This window comes from Pseudomonas syringae pv. coryli str. NCPPB 4273 (assembly GCF_000972175.1).
Classification (GTDB): domain Bacteria; phylum Pseudomonadota; class Gammaproteobacteria; order Pseudomonadales; family Pseudomonadaceae; genus Aquipseudomonas; species Aquipseudomonas syringae.
Genome location: NZ_AWQP01000005.1, coordinates 15,159 through 32,894 on the forward strand (window position 1 = coordinate 15,159; position 17,736 = coordinate 32,894).

General features: G+C 61.0%; 18 protein-coding genes. 12 read left to right on the top strand and 6 right to left on the bottom strand.

Annotated features, from left to right (window positions below; translation table 11 throughout):
- Positions 1–12: 12 nt before the first annotated feature.
- Together mmsB and ggt are read left to right on the top strand one after the other, a co-directional pair.
- Entirely contained in the window at positions 13–900 is an 888-nt protein-coding gene (gene mmsB, locus P406_RS04150) for a 3-hydroxyisobutyrate dehydrogenase (RefSeq protein WP_003408398.1), read from the top strand.
- A 205-nt stretch (positions 901–1,105) separates the two neighbouring features.
- Positions 1,106–2,833, top strand: coding sequence for a gamma-glutamyltransferase (gene ggt, locus P406_RS04155; RefSeq protein WP_046235428.1), 1,728 nt, complete (start codon positions 1,106–1,108; stop codon positions 2,831–2,833).
- Positions 2,834–2,900: 67 nt separating this feature from the next.
- On the opposite strand, the gene phnE is transcribed toward ggt, so the two are convergent.
- From phnE to P406_RS04175, 4 genes are read right to left on the bottom strand one after another with little or no spacing between them, the layout of a single operon-like run.
- Positions 2,901–3,668 (bottom strand): phosphonate ABC transporter, permease protein PhnE, encoded by a 768-nt coding sequence (gene phnE / locus P406_RS04160; RefSeq protein WP_046235429.1) that lies wholly within the window; start codon positions 3,666–3,668, stop codon positions 2,901–2,903.
- Positions 3,665–4,492, bottom strand: coding sequence for a PhnE/PtxC family ABC transporter permease (locus P406_RS04165; protein WP_003392863.1), 828 nt, complete (start codon positions 4,490–4,492; stop codon positions 3,665–3,667). The genes phnE and P406_RS04165 overlap by 4 nt, the downstream gene beginning before the upstream one ends.
- Positions 4,486–5,283, bottom strand: a complete 798-nt coding sequence (locus P406_RS04170; protein WP_046235430.1) for a phosphonate ABC transporter ATP-binding protein — start codon at positions 5,281–5,283, stop codon at positions 4,486–4,488. The genes P406_RS04165 and P406_RS04170 overlap by 7 nt, the downstream gene beginning before the upstream one ends.
- On the bottom strand, positions 5,280–6,131 hold the full coding sequence (locus tag P406_RS04175) for a putative selenate ABC transporter substrate-binding protein (RefSeq protein WP_046235431.1): 852 nt from the start codon (positions 6,129–6,131) through the stop codon (positions 5,280–5,282). The genes P406_RS04170 and P406_RS04175 overlap by 4 nt, the downstream gene beginning before the upstream one ends.
- Before the next feature lie 234 nt (positions 6,132–6,365).
- Here P406_RS04175 and selD point away from each other — a divergent pair, with 234 nt between their 5' ends.
- From selD to P406_RS04190, 3 genes are read left to right on the top strand one after another with little or no spacing between them, the layout of a single operon-like run.
- Complete coding sequence (gene selD, locus P406_RS04180) at positions 6,366–7,400, top strand: selenide, water dikinase SelD (protein WP_046235432.1); 1,035 nt, start codon at positions 6,366–6,368, stop codon at positions 7,398–7,400.
- Complete coding sequence (gene mnmH / locus P406_RS04185; protein WP_046235433.1) at positions 7,400–8,500, top strand: tRNA 2-selenouridine(34) synthase MnmH; 1,101 nt, start codon at positions 7,400–7,402, stop codon at positions 8,498–8,500. Before selD ends, mnmH begins: the two co-directional genes overlap by 1 nt.
- A gap of 33 nt (positions 8,501–8,533) precedes the next feature.
- Positions 8,534–9,298 (top strand): sulfite exporter TauE/SafE family protein, encoded by a 765-nt coding sequence (locus P406_RS04190; RefSeq protein WP_046235434.1) that lies wholly within the window; start codon positions 8,534–8,536, stop codon positions 9,296–9,298.
- Positions 9,299–9,443: 145 nt separating this feature from the next.
- Here the strand turns inward: P406_RS04190 and P406_RS04195 are convergent, their stop codons facing one another.
- Positions 9,444–10,412, bottom strand: coding sequence for a polyprenyl synthetase family protein (locus P406_RS04195; protein WP_003344609.1), 969 nt, complete (start codon positions 10,410–10,412; stop codon positions 9,444–9,446).
- A gap of 239 nt (positions 10,413–10,651) precedes the next feature.
- On the opposite strand from P406_RS04195, the gene rplU reads away from it, so the two are divergent.
- The 5 genes from rplU to P406_RS04220 all read left to right on the top strand — a co-directional run bounded on the left by rplU (position 10,652) and on the right by P406_RS04220 (position 14,417).
- On the top strand, positions 10,652–10,963 hold the full coding sequence (rplU, locus tag P406_RS04200; RefSeq protein WP_002551971.1) for a 50S ribosomal protein L21: 312 nt from the start codon (positions 10,652–10,654) through the stop codon (positions 10,961–10,963).
- Positions 10,964–10,995: 32 nt separating this feature from the next.
- On the top strand, positions 10,996–11,271 hold the full coding sequence (gene rpmA, locus P406_RS04205; RefSeq protein WP_002551972.1) for a 50S ribosomal protein L27: 276 nt from the start codon (positions 10,996–10,998) through the stop codon (positions 11,269–11,271).
- 216 nt (positions 11,272–11,487) lie between these two features.
- A complete protein-coding gene (gene cgtA / locus P406_RS04210; protein WP_002551973.1) occupies positions 11,488–12,711 on the top strand; it encodes an Obg family GTPase CgtA in 1,224 nt (407 codons plus the stop codon).
- 89 nt (positions 12,712–12,800) lie between these two features.
- Positions 12,801–13,919 (top strand): glutamate 5-kinase, encoded by a 1,119-nt coding sequence (proB, locus tag P406_RS04215; protein ID WP_003414708.1) that lies wholly within the window; start codon positions 12,801–12,803, stop codon positions 13,917–13,919.
- A gap of 27 nt (positions 13,920–13,946) precedes the next feature.
- Entirely contained in the window at positions 13,947–14,417 is a 471-nt protein-coding gene (locus tag P406_RS04220) for a CreA family protein (protein WP_003318791.1), read from the top strand.
- A 173-nt stretch (positions 14,418–14,590) separates the two neighbouring features.
- On the opposite strand, the gene rpsT is transcribed toward P406_RS04220, so the two are convergent.
- Positions 14,591–14,869, bottom strand: a complete 279-nt coding sequence (gene rpsT / locus P406_RS04225) for a 30S ribosomal protein S20 (protein WP_003344603.1) — start codon at positions 14,867–14,869, stop codon at positions 14,591–14,593.
- Positions 14,870–15,119: 250 nt separating this feature from the next.
- Here rpsT and murJ point away from each other — a divergent pair, with 250 nt between their 5' ends.
- Positions 15,120–16,658, top strand: a complete 1,539-nt coding sequence (gene murJ, locus P406_RS04230; RefSeq protein WP_003403539.1) for a murein biosynthesis integral membrane protein MurJ — start codon at positions 15,120–15,122, stop codon at positions 16,656–16,658.
- A gap of 132 nt (positions 16,659–16,790) precedes the next feature.
- Entirely contained in the window at positions 16,791–17,717 is a 927-nt protein-coding gene (ribF, locus tag P406_RS04235; protein WP_046235435.1) for a bifunctional riboflavin kinase/FAD synthetase, read from the top strand.
- Positions 17,718–17,736 lie beyond the last annotated feature (19 nt).

The window sequence follows — 17,736 nt, forward strand, 5'->3', positions numbered from 1 at the left end:
GGGAGAACAACCATGAACATCGCATTTATCGGTCTGGGCAATATGGGCGCGCCCATGGCCCGCAACCTGATCAAAGCCGGTCACGCCTTGCAGGTGTTCGACCTCAACAAGAGCGTACTGGCTGAGTTCGCCGAGCTGGGCGCACAGGTCAGCGACTCACCCGCACAGGCGGCCCAGGGCACTGAACTGGTCATCACCATGTTGCCCGCAGCGGCGCATGTGCGCAGCGTGTACCTCAACGACGACGGCGTGCTGAAAGGCATCGCGTCCGGTGTCCCGGCAGTTGATTGCAGCACCATCGACCCGCAGACCATCCGCGACATCGCCGCTGTCGCTGCGCAGCAAGGCGTGGTGTTGGGCGATGCGCCAGTGTCGGGCGGCACCGGTGGTGCGCAGGCCGGAACCCTGACTTTCATGGTCGGAGGTTCTGCCGGGCATTTCGCTGTGCTCAAACCGGTGCTGGAACAGATGGGCCGCAACATCGTGCATTGTGGTGACGTGGGCACCGGCCAGATCGCCAAGATCTGCAACAACATGCTGCTGGCGATTTCCATGATCGGCGTGGCTGAGTCCATGGCGCTGGGCAATGCACTGGGTATCGACACCGAAGTGCTGGCCGGCATCATCAACACCTCGACGGGCCGTTGCTGGAGTTCGGAGGCCTACAACCCGTGGCCCGGCATCGTCGAAACCGCTCCCGCGTCACGCGGTTACAGCGGTGGCTTTGGCGCCGAGCTGATGCTCAAGGACCTGGGCCTGGCAACCGAGGCCGCGCGCGCTGCGCATCAACCGGTCATCCTCGGCGCAGTGGCGCAACAGCTTTATCAGGCCATGAGCCTGCGTGGCGATGGCGGCAAGGATTTCTCGGCGATCATCGAGGGGTATCGCCCGAAAGCCTAGGCGTCACCCGAGTCGGGAATCAGTGGAGCGTTTATGTGTATCCGGTTTTTACATTAGGAAATCGCGGCAGAACCGGCTACTTTGGACCTCGTCAGACCCGCGCAGGGATGCTCGGTACGCTTCGATGAGAAGTGCCGCATCCTCGCTCGGAGGCTGGCGCTTCACTCATCAAACGTCCCTGACCCAGAAAAAGAAGAGATCGACCATGAAGTTCGAACCCCTCGCCAGATCGTTGATCGCGACGGCACTGATTGTCGCGTATTCCCCCACATTCGCCGCGTCACAAGCCCCGGTCGCTGCCGAAAACGGCATGGTCGTGACGGCTCAGCACCTGGCTACCCACGTGGGTGTCGATGTACTCAGGGCTGGCGGCAATGCGGTCGATGCGGCCGTAGCGGTTGGCTACGCGCTGGCGGTGGTCTATCCCGCTGCCGGCAACCTCGGCGGTGGTGGTTTCATGACCATTCAGCTGGCCGACGGGCGCAAGACCTTCCTCGACTTCCGTGAAAAGGCACCATTGGCGGCCACCGCCGATATGTACCTGGACAAGGACGGCAAGGTCATCCCTGATCTGAGTGCCAAGGGCCATCTGGCCGTGGGCGTGCCGGGCACTGTATCCGGTATGGAAATGGCCCTGAGCAAGTACGGCACCCGCAAGCGGGAAGAAGTCATCGCGCCGGCGATCAAGCTCGCCGAGGAAGGTTTTGTGCTGGGGCAGGGCGATGTCGACATGCTGTCGAGCGCCACGGATGTGTTCAAGGCGGACATGGCCGATTCCGGCTCGATCTTCCTCAACAAGGGCGAGCCGATGCAGGTCGGTCAGAAGCTGGTGCAGAAAGACCTGGCCAAGACCCTCAAGGAAGTGTCCGAGAAGGGCAGCGACGGTTTCTACAAGGGCTGGGTTGCCAAGGCGCTGGTCGACTCCAGTCAGGCTGGCAAGGGCATCATCACCCAGGCGGACCTGGACCATTACAAGACCCGCGAGCTGGCGCCTATCGAATGTGATTACCGTGGCTACCACGTGGTCTCGGCACCGCCTCCGAGCTCCGGCGGTGTGGTCATCTGCCAGATTCTGAACATCCTCGAAGGCTACCCGATGAAAGAGCTGGGCTTCCGCTCGGCGCAGGGCATGCATTATCAGATCGAAGCCATGCGTCACGCCTACGCGGACCGCAACAGCTACCTGGGCGACCCGGACTTCGTCAAGAATCCGGTCGAGCACCTGCTGGACGTCAAGTATGCCGCCAAGCTGCGCGCTGCCATCGATCCGCAAAGGGCCGGTGACTCGAACAAGATCAAACCCGGCGTCGCGCCCCATGAAGGCAGCAACACCACTCACTATTCGATTGTCGATAAATGGGGCAATGCGGTTTCGGTGACCTACACCCTGAACAACTGGTTCGGCGCGGGCGTCATGGCCAGCAAGACCGGCGTGATCCTCAACGACGAAATGGATGACTTCACCGTCAAGGTCGGCGTGCCCAACATGTACGGACTGGTGCAGGGCGAAGCTAACGCCATCGCGCCAGGCAAGACGCCGCTGTCGTCGATGAGCCCGACCATTGTCACCAAGGACGGCAAGGCTGTGATGGTCGTCGGCACGCCGGGCGGCAGCCGCATCATTACCGCCACGCTGCTGACCATGCTCAACGTCATCGACTACGGCATGAACATTCAGGAAGCGGTGGACGCGCCGCGTTTCCACCAGCAATGGCAGCCTGAGGAAACCAACATCGATACCTTCGCGGTCAGCCCTGACACGCTGAAGATTCTCGAGAGTTGGGGTCAAAAGTTCGCAGGTCCGCAGCCGCTCAATCATGTGGCGGCGATTCTGGTGGGCGCGCCTTCGCTGGGTGGCAAACCGGTCGGTAACAACCGCTTCTACGGCGCTAACGACCCGCGTCGCAACACCGGCTTGTCGCTCGGCTACTAAGTCACGCTGCTAATCACGCCACGGCCCTGAGCTTCAGGGTCGTGGCGTTTTGCGTTCTGAGGTCTGCTCAGTTACGCACCCAGCGCTGCCTGCTCCAGCCGCTCAAAGCGTCGACGGCGAATACCAGTATCAGCATCGCCAGAATCACGGTACTGGCCTGCGCTTCCTGAAACAGGCTGAGGCTGACGTACAGCATTTGCCCCAGACCGCCCGCGCCAACAAAGCCCAGCACGCTGGCCATGCGAATGTTGTTCTCCCAGCGATACAGCGTATACGCCAGCAGCTGTGGCCAGAGGTTGGGCAGGGTGCCGTAGCTGAACGCCTGCCAGGCGCTGCCGCCCTGCAGACGAATCGCTGCAGCGGGTTGCGGCGCGGTGTTTTCCAGTGCCTCGGCAAACAGGCGGCCCAGAACGCCTGTGGTGTGCAGTGCCAGTGCCAGCGTGCCGGCATTGGGGCCGAGCCCGGCAGCCAGCACCATCAACACGGCCCACACCAGTTCCGGAATGGCGCGCAGCGCATTGAGCAGCAGGCGACTCAGGCTGCGCAGGAACCAGCCGAAGCGTCCGGCAGCGGGCAGTGCCAGGAGCAAACCTGCAATGGCGGCCAGCAAGGTGCCGAGTGCAGACATGGCCAGGGTTTCCAGGGCGCCCTGGCCGATTGCCTGCAGATGAGGGCCGCTCAGGTCCGGGCTCATGAAGCGCAACGCGTAACGGCCCATCTGCGTCAGGTTGTCGTGACTGCCCAGGGTGAGCAGGTCGAGGCCGAGGTACACAAACGATGCGACCACGGCCGCAATCATCGTCAGCACCAGCAGCAGATTGCCTGCGCGCTTCATGTGAACTGCCTGCGCAGCAAACGGCTGAGCTGGTCGGCGAGCAGCACCAGCAGCAGGAAGGTCAGCAGCATGCTCGCCACTTCGTCACCGGCGAACATGCGCATCGACAGGTCGATCTGCTGACCCAGTCCGCCTGCGCCGACGAAACCCATGACCACCGAAGCGCGCACGGCGCACTCCCAGCGGTACACGGTGTAGGAGGTCAGTTCGGCTGCCGCGTTGGGCAGGATGCCGTAAGCCAGTGCGGCCAGGCGACCGCTGCCGGCCTGGAGCAGCGCGTGGGCCGGGCGTTGGTCCACCGATTCGAAAATCTCCGCGTACACCTTGCCGAGCATGCCTGCGTAGGTGATGGCGATGGCCAGCACGCCTGCTGTCGGGCCCAGGCCGACCGCGCGCACGAACAACAGCGCCCAGACGATTTCCGGCACGCTGCGCAGAAAAATCAATACCCCGCGTGCCGGCCAGCGCAGGCATTGGCCGAGCCAGCCGGGGCGGCCGCCGCGTGAGGCGGCCGACAGCGACAATGCCTGGCTGGCGAGCAGGCTTGCCGGAACGGCCAGCAGCAAGGCAAGGGCAATGCCGGCTGTGGCGATCGCCAGGGTTTGCAGCGTCGCATCCAGCAGCAGCCCGAGGAATTCCGCAGAGTGCGCCACCGGCCAGAACCCGGCGAGAAAGCTGCCCATCGTCCGCGCATTATCGGCTTGCAGCAGTACCAGCGGATTCAGTTCGGCCAGACGAATGCCCGGCCAGAGCAGGGCGACCGCCAGCAATGTCAGCAACAGGCGTGGCGTTGCCGCCGGGTCGCGCTGATCCCGACTCAGCATCGTGGCGTCCAGCGTGTTTCAGCTGCATCCGAAACCGGCTGAGGGCTGAGTTGTTCGTTGGCATACAGCGTGTCGAGGTGCTCCCGGCCGACCTCGCTGGCGGCGAGGTCGAAGTGAATTCGCCCGTCGCGCACCCCGATGATTCGCGGAAAATGCGCCAGCGCCAGTTCCACCGCATGCAGGCTGGCGACCAGCGTCACGTTGTGCTCGATGGCGTGCTGACACAGCAGCGCCAAGGTGTGATCGGCGAGGCGCGGGTCCATCGCCGAAACCGGCTCGTCGGCCAGCAGCAGTTCGGGTTGCTGATACAGGGCGCGGGCAATGCCGACACGTTGCAGCTGTCCGCCGGACAACTGCTGGCAACGCTCGAACAGTTTGTCCGCCAGGTCCAGACGTGCCAGCACCTCGCGGACGCCGCTGATGTCGAGTGGATGCAGCAGGTTCAGCAGGCTTTTGCCCAGCCCCCACTGACCAAGCCTGCCCGCCGACACCGCAGTCACCACCCGCTGGCGTGCCGGCAACGGCGGTGCCTGATGAATCAGCGCAATGCGGCTGCGCAGGCGCTGGCGTCGTGTGCTGGAGAGCTGCCAGGGATCAGTCCCCAGCACCTGCAGTTGCCCGGCACTGGGCGGCAGAGCGCTGGCCAGCAGATTGAGCAGCGTGGTCTTGCCCGCACCGGACGGCCCGATGATCGCTACCCGTTCGCCACGAGCGATGCTCAGGTCCAGGCCGCGCAACGCCAGTGTGCCGTCGCTGTGGCGCAGCTCGATGGCGGACAGACGCAGGGTCATTTCAGCAGGTCGGCAGCGCGTGCGGCTTCTTCGATGCCTTTGTAGTTCTCGGGCTTGGTCTCGATGAAGCGGCTGGCGGCTTGAAGATCGAGGATCGCCTTCTGCTCCGGGTTGGCCGGGTCGAGGTCGAGGAAGGCCTGTTTGATCTTCGCTGCGAGTGCCGGGTCGAGGCTGCCGCGCACGGTCCAGTTGTAGTCGAAATAAGCCGGCGTGGTCTCGAAGACATGAACCTTGTTGGTGTCGACCTTGCCGCTGGCGACCAGCTTGTCCCACACGCTGGCGTTGAGCACGCCTGCATCGACCTTGCCCGCCTGAACCCACGCGGCGGTTGCGTCATGCGCGCCGGAATAGGCGACGCGGCTGAAGAACGTTTCCGGCTTGATGTTTTCCTTGAGCATGAAATAGCGCGGCATCAGGCTGCCGGATGTCGACGACACCGAGCCGAAGGCAAAGGTTTTGCCCTTGAGGTCTGCCAGGGTTTTCACGTTCGGATCGGAGGTGATGAATTTGCTGGTGAACCTGGCGTCCTGCTCACGCTGTACCAGTGGCACCGCATTACCGGTTTTGAGGTTGACCTGAACGAAGGTGAAGCCGCCCAGCCAGGCCATGTCGAGCCGGTCAGTGGCCAGCGCTTCGACCACTGCCGGATAATCCGCGACCGGAACGAACTCGACCTTCATGCCCAGCCGTTGCTCCAGATAAGCTCCCAGCGGCTTGAACTTGCGCAGCAGTTCGGTAGGCGCTTCGTCGGGAATGGCCGAGACACGCAGGGTGTCGGCAGCGTGGCTGGTCAGGGCGGAGAAGGACAGGGCAAGGCCGGCGGCGAGCGCCAGGGTACGCTTGAGCATGGAGGTTCTCCGGTTCAATAGCGGAAAAAGGATAACGTGAAGCCCGCGTGCACGAGCAAGCGGCGCTTCACAGGATTCGGTGGTGATGCGCGGGGATTATAAGAGGCATGGCGAGAAAGGCCAGTTCGCAGATTCACCGCCCGAATGCACGACCGGCGAACGACGCGGTTTGCGCTGATAAGGGAACAGCCCCTAGACTCCACAGCCTGTTTCCCGGTAACCGAGAGTGTCGCGATGAATGAGCCAATCCGCCTGACCCAGTACAGTCACGGAGCAGGGTGTGGCTGCAAGATTTCCCCCAAGGTGCTGGACGTGATCCTCGCTGGCAGCGGCGCTCAGAACCTTGACCCCAGACTCTGGGTTGGCAATGCCTCGCGTGATGACGCGGCGGTCTATGCGCTGGATGACGAGCGCGGCGTGGTCTCGACCACGGACTTCTTCATGCCCATCGTTGATGACCCGTTCGACTTCGGCCGTATCGCCGCGACCAATGCCATCAGCGACATCTATGCGATGGGCGGTGACCCGCTGATGGCCATCGCCATTCTCGGCTGGCCGGTCAATATCCTGCCACCCGAAGTGGCGCGTGAAGTCATTCGCGGTGGCCGTGCCGTCTGCGACGCTGCCGGTATCCCGCTGGCGGGAGGGCATTCCATCGATGCGCCTGAGCCGATCTTCGGTCTGGCGGTGACCGGCGTGGTGCAGAAAAAGCACATGAAGCGCAACGACACGGCCCTGGCGGGGAGCACCTTGTACCTGACCAAGCCCCTGGGCATAGGCATCCTCACCACGGCCGAGAAAAAATCCAAGTTGCGCGATGAAGACATCGGTCTGGCGCGTGACTGGATGTGCACCCTGAACAAGCCGGGCAGCCGTTTCGGCAAGCTCGACGGGGTGCAGGCAATGACCGATGTCACCGGCTTCGGTCTGCTCGGGCATCTGGTTGAAATGGCGGACGGCGCAGGTCTGACCGCGCGTCTGGACTATGCTGCTGTGCCGCGTCTGCCCGGCGTCGAGCATTACATTGCCGAGGGCTGTGTGCCGGGCGGCACATTGCGCAATTTTGAAAGTTACGGCGACAGGATCGGCGCACTGAGCGATGCCCAGCGTGACCTGTTGTGTGATCCACAGACCAGCGGCGGTCTGTTGGTCGCGGTCAGCCCTGAAGGTGAAGCCGAGTTTCTGATCGTGGCTGCCGAACTGGGGCTGCTGCTCAACCCTATCGGCACTCTGCACGAGCGACAGGCCCACGCCGTCGAGGTGTTCTGATGGCCGACAACAGCAGCGACTACCGCGCACTGTTTCTCAACGACGTGCCGATGATGGACGCTCGCGCTCCGGTGGAGTTTTCCAAAGGGGCTTTTCCTGGCGTGATCAACCTGCCGCTGATGAATGACATCGAGCGGCAAAAGGTCGGCACCTGCTACAAGCAGCACGGCCAGGACGCCGCTATTCAGCTCGGGCATCAATTGGTCTGTGGACAGGTCAAGGATGAACGCGTCAATGCGTGGATCGAGTTCGCCAAAGCCAATCCGGATGGCTACCTGTATTGCTTTCGCGGCGGCCTGCGCTCGCAGACGGTACAGCGCTGGCTGAAGGATGCCGGGGTCGATTACCCGCGGGTTCTTGGCGGCTACAAGGCGATGCGCACATTCCTGCTGGATACCCTGCACGAGGCGGTGAGCGAATGCGCTATCGTCGTGCTCGGCGGAATGACCGGCACGGGCAAGACTGAAGTATTGACGCAACTGCGCAACAGCGTGGACCTGGAAGGCATCGCCAATCATCGCGGCTCCAGCTTCGGCAAGCGTGCCACTGGGCAGCCGGCGCAGATCGACTTCGAGAACCGCTTGGCCATCGACCTGCTCAAGAAGCGCGCAGCCGGTATCGAACAATTCGTTGTGGAAGATGAAAGCCGTCTGGTCGGCAGTTGCAACGTGCCGCTGGAGCTGCACCAGGCGATGCAGGGCTGCGCGATGGTCTGGCTGGAAGACAGCTTCGAGAACCGCGTCGAGCGCATTCTCGAGGACTATGTGATCAACCTCTGCGCAGAGTTCATCACCGTCAAGGGCGCAGAGCAGGGCTTTGGCCTGTTCGCCGAGCGTCTGTTGCAAAGCCTGAACAACATTCACAAACGCCTCGGCGGCGAGCGTCACCAGCGCCTGTCGGGCCTTATGCAGGCGGCGCTGGAAGAACAGCAGCGCAACGGTGCGGTTGATCTGCACCGAGGCTGGATCGAAGGGCTGCTCGGCGAATATTACGACCCGATGTACGCTTACCAGCGCGAACACAAAGCGGCGCGTATCGAATTCGCAGGTGACCAAGCGCAAGTGCTGGCCTATCTGCGCGAGCGCTCTGATCAACGTTAAGCCTCGACCTCTATCCATCTGGCAAGGGACGCCATGCACTCGATTCTCGACTTCTATCAAACGCTGGGCTGGGGCCTTTCGGCGCTGGTGATCGGCACCTTTCTGCTGGCCGGAACGGTCAAGGGTGTCATCGGCCTGGGCTTGCCCACGGTGGCAATGGGGTTGCTGGGGCTGGCCATGCTGCCGGCGCAGGCTGCGGCGTTGCTGATCATCCCGTCGACGTTCACTAATGTCTGGCAACTGGCGGCGGGTGGCAATCTGCGGCCTTTGCTGAAGCGGCTGTGGCCGATGCTGAGCATGATTTTCATCGGTACGCTGGCCGGGGCGTTCTGGCTGGGCATGAGTGGCGGTCATTCAATGACCCGCGCGTTGGGTGGCGCGTTGTTTCTCTACGCACTGAGCGGGCTGTTCCTGCCGACCTTCAAGGTTGCTGCCGCTGCCGAGCGCTGGCTGGGCCCGCTGTGCGGTTTGGTCACCGGGGTGATCGCGTCGGCCACCGGGGTGTTCGTGATTCCCGTGGTGCCTTATCTGCAGGCGCTGGGGCTTGAGCGCGACCAACTGGTCCAGGCGCTGGGGTTGTCCTTCACTGTCTCGACGCTGGCGCTGGCGGCGGGTTTGTCGTGGAACGGCGCACTGGGCGGCGCAGAGCTGGGCGCCTCCACGCTGGCGCTGATTCCGGCCCTGTTGGGCATGCTGCTGGGGCAATGGCTGCGCCAGCGAATCAGCGCGGTGCTGTTCAAGCGTGTGTTCTTTATCGGTATGGGCCTGCTGGGGCTGCATCTGCTGATAAAAGGCTGATGAGTCATGCGCTGTATCGCGGGCATACGCGGCTTGCACTGAGGATTCAGTGTTTCCGGATTTCATGCAGGAGATGATGAAGGATTACGCGCTGACTGCCATTTGCCGAGCCCGTCGCTGGACGGGCTTTTGACTGCTACGAATATTAGTGCGTACGGGCGACTGCAAACTCGCTCAGTTCGACCAGTGCGTCGCGGTACTCGCTGGGCGGCAGCGCGTCCAGGCAGGCAATGGCGCGGGCCGCGTAGTCGCGGGCCAGCTGTGCGGTGTAATCGAGGGCGCCGGCGCTTTCTACTGCGTTGCGGATGCTTTCCAGATCTTCCAGACCACCTTTCTGGATCGCCTGACGAACCAGCGCAGCCTGTTCCGGGCTGCCTTCACGCATGGTGTAGATCAGCGGCAGGGTCGGCTTGCCTTCGGCGAGGTCGTCACCGACGTTCTTGCCCAGTGTCTCGGCATCGCCCCGGTAGTCCAGCAGGTCATCCACCAACTGGAAGGCCACACCCAGATGGTCGCCGAACGTGCGCAGGGCTTCGCTCTGTTCCTGGGGGGCGTTGCACAGGGCCGCGGCGCTGTGGGTCGAGGCTTCGAACAGCATGGCTGTCTTGCCGCGAATCACTTCCATGTAGGTTTCTTCGGTGGTGCTGGCGTCACGAATTTTCGAGAGCTGCAGCACTTCGCCTTCGGCGATGATGCGGGTTGCCTTGGACAGAATCTTCATGACCTCCATCGAGCCCAGTTCGACCATCATTTCGAACGAGCGCGAATAAAGGAAGTCGCCCACCAATACGCTGGGCGCATTGCCCCAGAGCGCGTTGGCGGTGGAACGACCGCGACGCATGCCGGACATGTCGACAACGTCGTCATGCAGCAGGGTCGCGGTGTGCAGGAATTCGATGGTGGCGGCGAGCAGGCGAACATCATCGCCTTCGCGACCCAGTGCCTTGCCGCACAGCAGCACCAGCAACGGGCGCAGGCGCTTGCCACCTGCCGACGTGATGTAATCACCGATTTTCGAGACCAGCGGCACGCGCGACGTCAGTTGCTTTTTGATGATAAGGTCAACGGCACTAAAGTCGTCCGCCACCGCGCGGTAGAAGGCTTGGGGTTGCATCAGCGACAGGTGCTCCGGATAGGTTGCGCCGCATGCTAGGTCGCGGGGTAGAGCGTGTCAAGGTATGACGAGCCGCCTCTTGCAACACGCGAATGCCTTGCGTACAATCGCGCACCCTAACTTTCCTGGGCAGCACCTGCCTTACGCAATGCAAACGGGCCGTTCCAGCCCCATGCAGCCATGCCAGCCGATACTCTTCTTATAAAGAGCTGGGTGAGCAGGATTTTCGGAGAAATACCATGTACGCAGTAATTGTTACCGGTGGCAAGCAGTACAAAGTCGCCCCAGGTGAATACCTGAAAATTGAAAAACTGGAAATCGCTACTGGCGAATCTGTTACGTTTGACCGCGTTCTGCTGGTTGGCAATGGCGACGACGTCAATATCGGTGCTCCCGTTGTTGCTGGCGCTACCGTTGTGGCTGAAGTGGTTTCGCAAGGTCGTCACGATAAGGTTCGTATCATCAAGTTCCGTCGTCGTAAGCACCACATGAAGCGTATGGGCCACCGCCAGTGGTACACCGAGATCAAAATTACAGGTATTCAGGCTTAATTCAGCCTAATCCTCAACTGGAGAATTGACTCATGGCTCACAAAAAAGCTGGTGGTAGTACCCGTAACGGGCGCGACTCAGAAGCCAAACGCCTTGGCGTGAAGATGTATGGCGGCCAGGCTATCATCCCTGGCAACATCATCGTGCGTCAGCGCGGCACCCAATTCCACGCTGGCTACGGCGTTGGCATGGGTAAAGATCACACCCTGTTCGCGAAAGTAGAAGGCGTGATCAAGTTTCAGGTCAAGGGCGCCTTCGGTCGCCGCTACGTGAGCATCGTTCCGAAGACTGAAGTCTCCGCAGCGTAATCACGCAGTAGCTTAAGAGCCCTGTCTTGCGACGGGGCTTTTTTGTTTGTAGAGGTAGAGAGGCAGGTGAGTCTCTTGCAAAACTGTTTGTGCGGGCTGTTGTGATGTTGACCCATGGGGTCGCTGGTTTCTGATCGGTATCGCAACGCTCATTTTTGCAAGAGTCTTATGTAATTTATGTGGTTCTGCTCGTCCCTGTGGCGGGAGGCGTGCGTTATGAAATTTGTAGATGAAGTATCCATTCGAGTAAAAGCCGGTGACGGCGGCAACGGTTGCATGAGCTTCCGTCGCGAAAAATTCATTGAAAACGGTGGTCCCAACGGTGGTGATGGTGGTGATGGCGGCTCGATCTTCATGGTCGCCGACGTCAACCTGAACACGCTGGTCGACTACCGTTACACCCGTCACTTCGACGCCGAGCGCGGCTCCAACGGTGGCAGCGCCGACTGCACCGGTCGCAAGGGTGAAGAGCTGGTACTGCGTGTGCCGGTCGGGACCACCATCATCGACGCCACCACTCAGGAAATCATCGGTGACCTGACCAAAGATGGTCAGCGCTTGATGGTTGCCCAGGGCGGCTGGCACGGTCTGGGTAACACCCGATTCAAGTCCAGTACCAACCGCGCTCCGCGCCAGACCACGCCGGGCAAGCCGGGTGATCAACGTGATCTCAAGCTCGAGCTGAAAGTGTTGGCCGACGTCGGCCTGCTGGGCCTGCCGAATGCTGGCAAGAGCACCTTCATCCGTTCGGTGTCTGCGGCCAAGCCAAAGGTTGCCGACTATCCGTTCACCACGCTGGTGCCAAACCTGGGTGTGGTCAGTGTCGATCGCTGGAAAAGCTTTGTGGTTGCCGACATTCCGGGTCTGATCGAGGGTGCATCCGACGGCGCGGGCCTGGGGATTCGCTTCCTCAAGCACCTGGCGCGTACCCGTCTGTTGCTGCACCTCGTCGATATGGCACCGCTGGATGAAAGCAGCGCTCCGGATGCGGCCGAGGTGATCGTCAACGAACTGGAGAAATTCAGCCCGTCGCTGGCCGAGCGTGATCGCTGGCTGGTGCTGAACAAGTGCGATCAGATTCTCGAAGAGGAGCAGGAGGCGCGCAAGCAGGAAATCGTCGATCGTCTGGAGTGGACCGGCCCTGTTTACGTGATCTCTGCCATTGCCAAAGAAGGCACCGAGCAGCTGACTCGCGACATCATGCGTTACCTCGAAGAGCGCAGCCAGCGTATCGCCGAAGAGCCTGGTTACGCCGAAGAGCTGGCCGAGCTCGATCAGCGCATCGAAGATGAAGCCCGTGCCCAGTTGCAGGCACTGGACGATCAGCGTGCCCTGCGTCGCAGCGGCGTGAAGAGCGTGCATGACATCGGTGACGATGACTGGGATGAAGAAGACGTGGACGATGAAGACGGTCCGGAAATCATTTACGTCCGTGACTGATCGCTTGAAGTAAACTTGAACGCCGCTACGATTGTTAGCGGCGTTTTTGTATCCCGAATTTGAAAATCTCTGGCTAGGGTTGGAAGAAGATGCGCAGCAAAGTGACGGGCGCCCAGCGCTGGGTTGTGAAGATTGGCAGTGCCTTGCTGACGGCTGATGGCAAGGGCCTGGATCGCAACGCCATGGGTGTTTGGGTGGAGCAGATGGTGGCGCTGCATGAGGCGGGTGTCGAGCTGGTACTGGTGTCTTCCGGGGCGGTGGCTGCCGGCATGAGCCGTCTTGGCTGGACGGCCCGACCCAGTGCCATGCATGAGCTTCAGGCTGCTGCGGCGATTGGTCAGATGGGCTTGGTACAGGCGTGGGAATCGAGCTTTGCCGAGCATGGCCGACATACGGCGCAGATCCTTCTGACCCACGACGACCTGTCGGACCGCAAGCGCTACCTGAATGCCCGTAGCACCCTGCGCACGCTGGTCGAGCTTGGGGTTGTGCCGGTCATCAACGAAAACGACACAGTGGTTACCGACGAAATCCGTTTCGGCGATAACGACACGCTGGCGGCGCTGGTTGCCAATCTGGTCGAGGCTGATCTGCTGGTCATCCTGACCGACCGTGACGGCATGTTCGACGCCGATCCGCGCAATAACCCGGAGGCGCAGCTGATTTACGAAGCGCGTGCCGATGATCCGGCGCTGGATGCAGTGGCTGGTGGTACAGGCGGTGCGCTGGGGCGTGGCGGCATGCAGACCAAGCTGCGTGCAGCGCGTCTGGCGGCGCGTTCCGGTGCGCATACTGTCATCGTTGGCGGGCGCATCGAGCGCGTTCTGGCGCGGCTCAAGGGTGGTGAGCGGTTGGGTACGCTGCTGTCCCCTGAGCGTGGCATGCTCGCAGCGCGCAAGCAGTGGCTGGCAGGGCATCTGCAGACCCGCGGCACGCTGGTGCTGGATGATGGCGCGGTTGCGGCGCTGGCCAGGGATCACAAAAGCCTGCTGCCGGTAGGCGTCAAGCTGGTCCAGGGCAGCTTCCGGCGTGGCGAGATGGTGGTATGCGTCGCCCCGGACGGTCGCGAGATCGCTCGCGGGCTGAGTAACTACAGTGCCATCGAAGCCCAGAAAATCATTGGTCACTCTTCCGAATCCATCGTGCGCGAGCTGGGCTATATGGCCGAGCCCGAGCTGATTCATCGGGATAACCTGATCCTCGTCTGACTCAAGGCTGCAAAAAAGGACTATTTGATGCGTTTCATGAAAGGTTTATTGGCGGCTGCGTTGCTGATGCCGGTGCTGGTCTCGGCCGAAGAGATCGGTCAGGTGTCGACTGTGTTCAAGATGGTCGGGCCCAACGATCGAATTGTGGTCGAGGCGTTTGATGATCCCAAGGTGGACGGGGTGACGTGCTACCTGTCACGCGCCAAGACGGGCGGCGTGAGGGGTGGTCTGGGGTTGGCCGAGGACCGTGCCGAGGCGTCCATCGCCTGTCGTCAGGTCGGGCCGATCCGTTTCAAGGAAACCCTCAAGGACGGCGACGAGGTGTTCAAGGAGCGTACTTCGCTGGTCTTCAAGACCATGCAGGTGGTGCGTTTCTTCGACAAGAAGCGCAATGCACTGGTGTACCTGGTCTACAGCGACCGTGTCATCGAAGGCAGCCCGCAGAATGCCGTGACCGCCATTCCGATCCTGCCATGGACAACCGCGCCTGCGCCTTGAGTCTGTAGCAGGATAGTTACAGGCTTATCGTTTCTCACGCTCCAGCGTGGGAATGCCCTTCGTGACGCTCTGCGTCACAGCTCTGCGCCGCGCTGCACATTGATGTTTCCCGCTACTTTCCAGCAGGCAATAAAAAACCGACCCTGAGGTCGGTTTTTTAACAAGCGGGTCGCTTAGGCTGCAGCAGCAAGGCTCAGAGCCTTGATGTGACCGTTCAGACGACCTTTATGGCGAGCAGCCTTGTTCTTGTGGATGATGCCTTTATCGGCCATACGGTCGATAACAGGAACAGCCAGAACATAAGCGGCTTGCGCTTTTTCTGCGTCTTTTGCGTCGATGGCTTTAACTACATTCTTGATGTAGGTACGAACCATGGAACGCAGGCTGGCGTTGTGGCTGCGACGCTTCTCAGCCTGTTTTGCACGTTTTTTGGCGGAAGGTGTGTTGGCCACCGTCGAGCTCCTCGAAAGACTTTGTGAAATAGCAAACAAAATAGGCCGCGAATCATGCCGATGAGTTGAAGTCTTGTCAAGGGCAGTTAAGGTGTTCCGCTGAGTGGTTGCTACATTTGACTGGAGGATTTATTTCCGGCCTGTGACCTGTAAACTCGCGGCCTTTGCTTCGGGCGTTTTTGCGGCGCGAAGTATTGCATAAATGGCTGGCTTTATCGCCCATCCTTTGCCGAGGCGTACAACTCTTTCAATGAATCTACTCAAGTCACTCGCCGCCGTCAGCTCTATCACCATGGTTTCCCGGGTTTTGGGCTTTGTACGCGACACCATCATCGCGCGCACTTTCGGTGCCGGAATGGCCACGGATGCGTTCTTCATTGCCTTCAAACTGCCCAATCTGCTGCGCCGTATTTTTGCCGAGGGTGCCTTTTCCCAGGCATTCGTGCCGATCCTGGCCGAATACAAGAGCCAGCAGGGGGAGGAGGCGACGCGTACCTTCATTTCCTATGTCACCGGGCTGCTGACCCTGGCGCTGGCGCTGGTGACGCTGCTCGGGGTGATCTTTGCGCCCTGGGTGATCTGGGCCACCGCGCCGGGCTTTGTCGACACCCCGGAGAAATTCGCGCTTACCTCGGATCTGCTGCGGGTGACCTTTCCTTATATATTGCTGATCTCCCTGTCCTCGATGGCCGGTGCGATCCTCAATACCTGGAACCGCTTCTCGGTGCCGGCGTTCGTGCCCACGCTGCTCAACGTCAGCATGATTTTCTTCGCGCTGTTCCTGACGCCGTATTTCGATCCGCCGGTCATGGCGCTGGGCTGGGCGGTTCTGGTGGGCGGTCTGCTGCAACTGCTTTACCAACTGCCGCACCTGAAAAAGATCGGCATGCTGGTGCTGCCGCGCCTTAATCTGCGCGACACCGGGGTCTGGCGGGTAATGAAGCAGATGCTGCCCGCCATCCTTGGCGTTTCTGTCAGTCAGATTTCTCTGATCATCAACACGATCTTTGCCTCGTTCCTCGTCGCCGGCTCGGTGTCATGGATGTACTACGCCGACCGTCTGATGGAGCTGCCTTCCGGCGTATTGGGTGTGGCGCTGGGTACAATTCTGCTGCCGATACTGTCCAAAACCTACGCGCAGCGGGATCGCCAGGAATACTCGCGGATTCTCGACTGGGGTCTGCGGCTGTGTTTCGTGCTGGTGCTGCCTTGCACCCTGGCGTTGGGGCTGCTCGCCGAGCCGTTGACCGTTTCGTTGTTTCAGTATGGTAAATTCGATGCACTCGACGCGGCCATGACCCAGCGTGCGCTGGTCGCCTATTCGGTCGGGTTGCTGGGGATCATCCTGATCAAGGTGCTGGCCCCCGGGTTTTATGCTCAACAAAATATCCGCACCCCGGTGAAAATCGCGATCTTCACCCTCATAGTGACTCAATTGCTCAACCTGGCCTTTATCGTGCCCTTGCAGCATGCCGGTCTGGCGCTGGCGATCAGTGTGGGGGCGTGCATCAATGCCGGGTTGCTGTTCTGGCAGTTGCGCAAGCAGGATCTGTTTCAGCCGCAGCCTGGCTGGACGAAGTTCCTGTTCAAGCTGGTGATTGCCGTCGCGGTGATGTCGGCGGTACTGCTGGGGCTCATGCATGTCATGCCGGCGTGGGACGAAGGTCATATGCTGGAGCGTTTTCTGCGTCTGGGTGCGCTGGTTGCAGCCGGCGTCGTGACCTATTTCGCCATGCTTCTTTTATTAGGCTTCCGCCTCCGGGATTTCGCCCGCAAAGCCATTATGTAGGGCGCGTCGCAGGGGTTGATGTTCGGTTTTTGTCGCCACACGCCGAGAACCTTCATCCGGTCTTGGTGTGTTGCCTGTCGTCCACGGCCGTGTGTGGTTATAATCGGCCACTTTATGAGCAAGAAGTGCGTTATGCAGCTGGTTAGAGGCCTTCACAACCTGCGCCCCGAACATCGGGGCTGCGTCGCCACGATTGGCAATTTCGACGGCGTTCATCGCGGCCACCAGGCTATCCTGGCGCGTCTGCGCGAGCGTGCCGTCGAATTGGGTGTGCCCAGTTGTGTGGTGATCTTCGAGCCGCAGCCGCGTGAGTTCTTTGCGCCCGAGACAGCGCCGGCACGTCTGGCCCGTCTGCGTGACAAGCTCGAACTGCTGAGTGCCGAAGGCGTTGACCGGGTACTTTGCCTGTCCTTCAATCAGCGTCTGTGCAAGCTCAGCGCGGCGAGTTTCGTCGAAACCGTGCTGATCGACGGTCTCGGTGTTCAACACCTCGAAGTGGGCGACGATTTTCGTTTCGGCTTCGACCGGGTCGGTGACTTCGACTTCCTGCAACAGGCCGGCACGACGTATGGTTTTACTGTAGAAGCGGCGCAGACCGTTGAAATAGAGGGCATCCGGGTCAGCAGTACCAAGGTGCGCAAGGCGCTTGCTGCGTCGGACTTTGCCCTGGCCGAGAGCATGCTCGGTCGTCCGTTCCAGATAGCCGGGCGGGTATTGCACGGCCAGAAGCTGGCCCGTCAGTTGGGTACGCCCACCGCCAACGTGCAACTCAAGCGTCGTCGTGTGCCGCTGAGCGGGGTCTATCTGGTCAGCACGGAGATCGATGGCAAAGCCTGGCCGGGGGTCGCCAACATCGGCGTACGCCCGACGGTAACGGGTGATGGCAGTGCCCACCTTGAAGTGCATCTTCTGGATTTTGCCGGCGATCTTTATGACCGGCGTTTGACGGTGGCTTTCCACCACAAGCTGCGTGATGAGCAGCGTTTCGCCTCACTGGAGGCGCTCAAGACGGCGATCAATGCGGACGTCGCCGCCGCCCGTGCCCATTGGCATGGCTAACCGCTAAACAAGAGCCTGA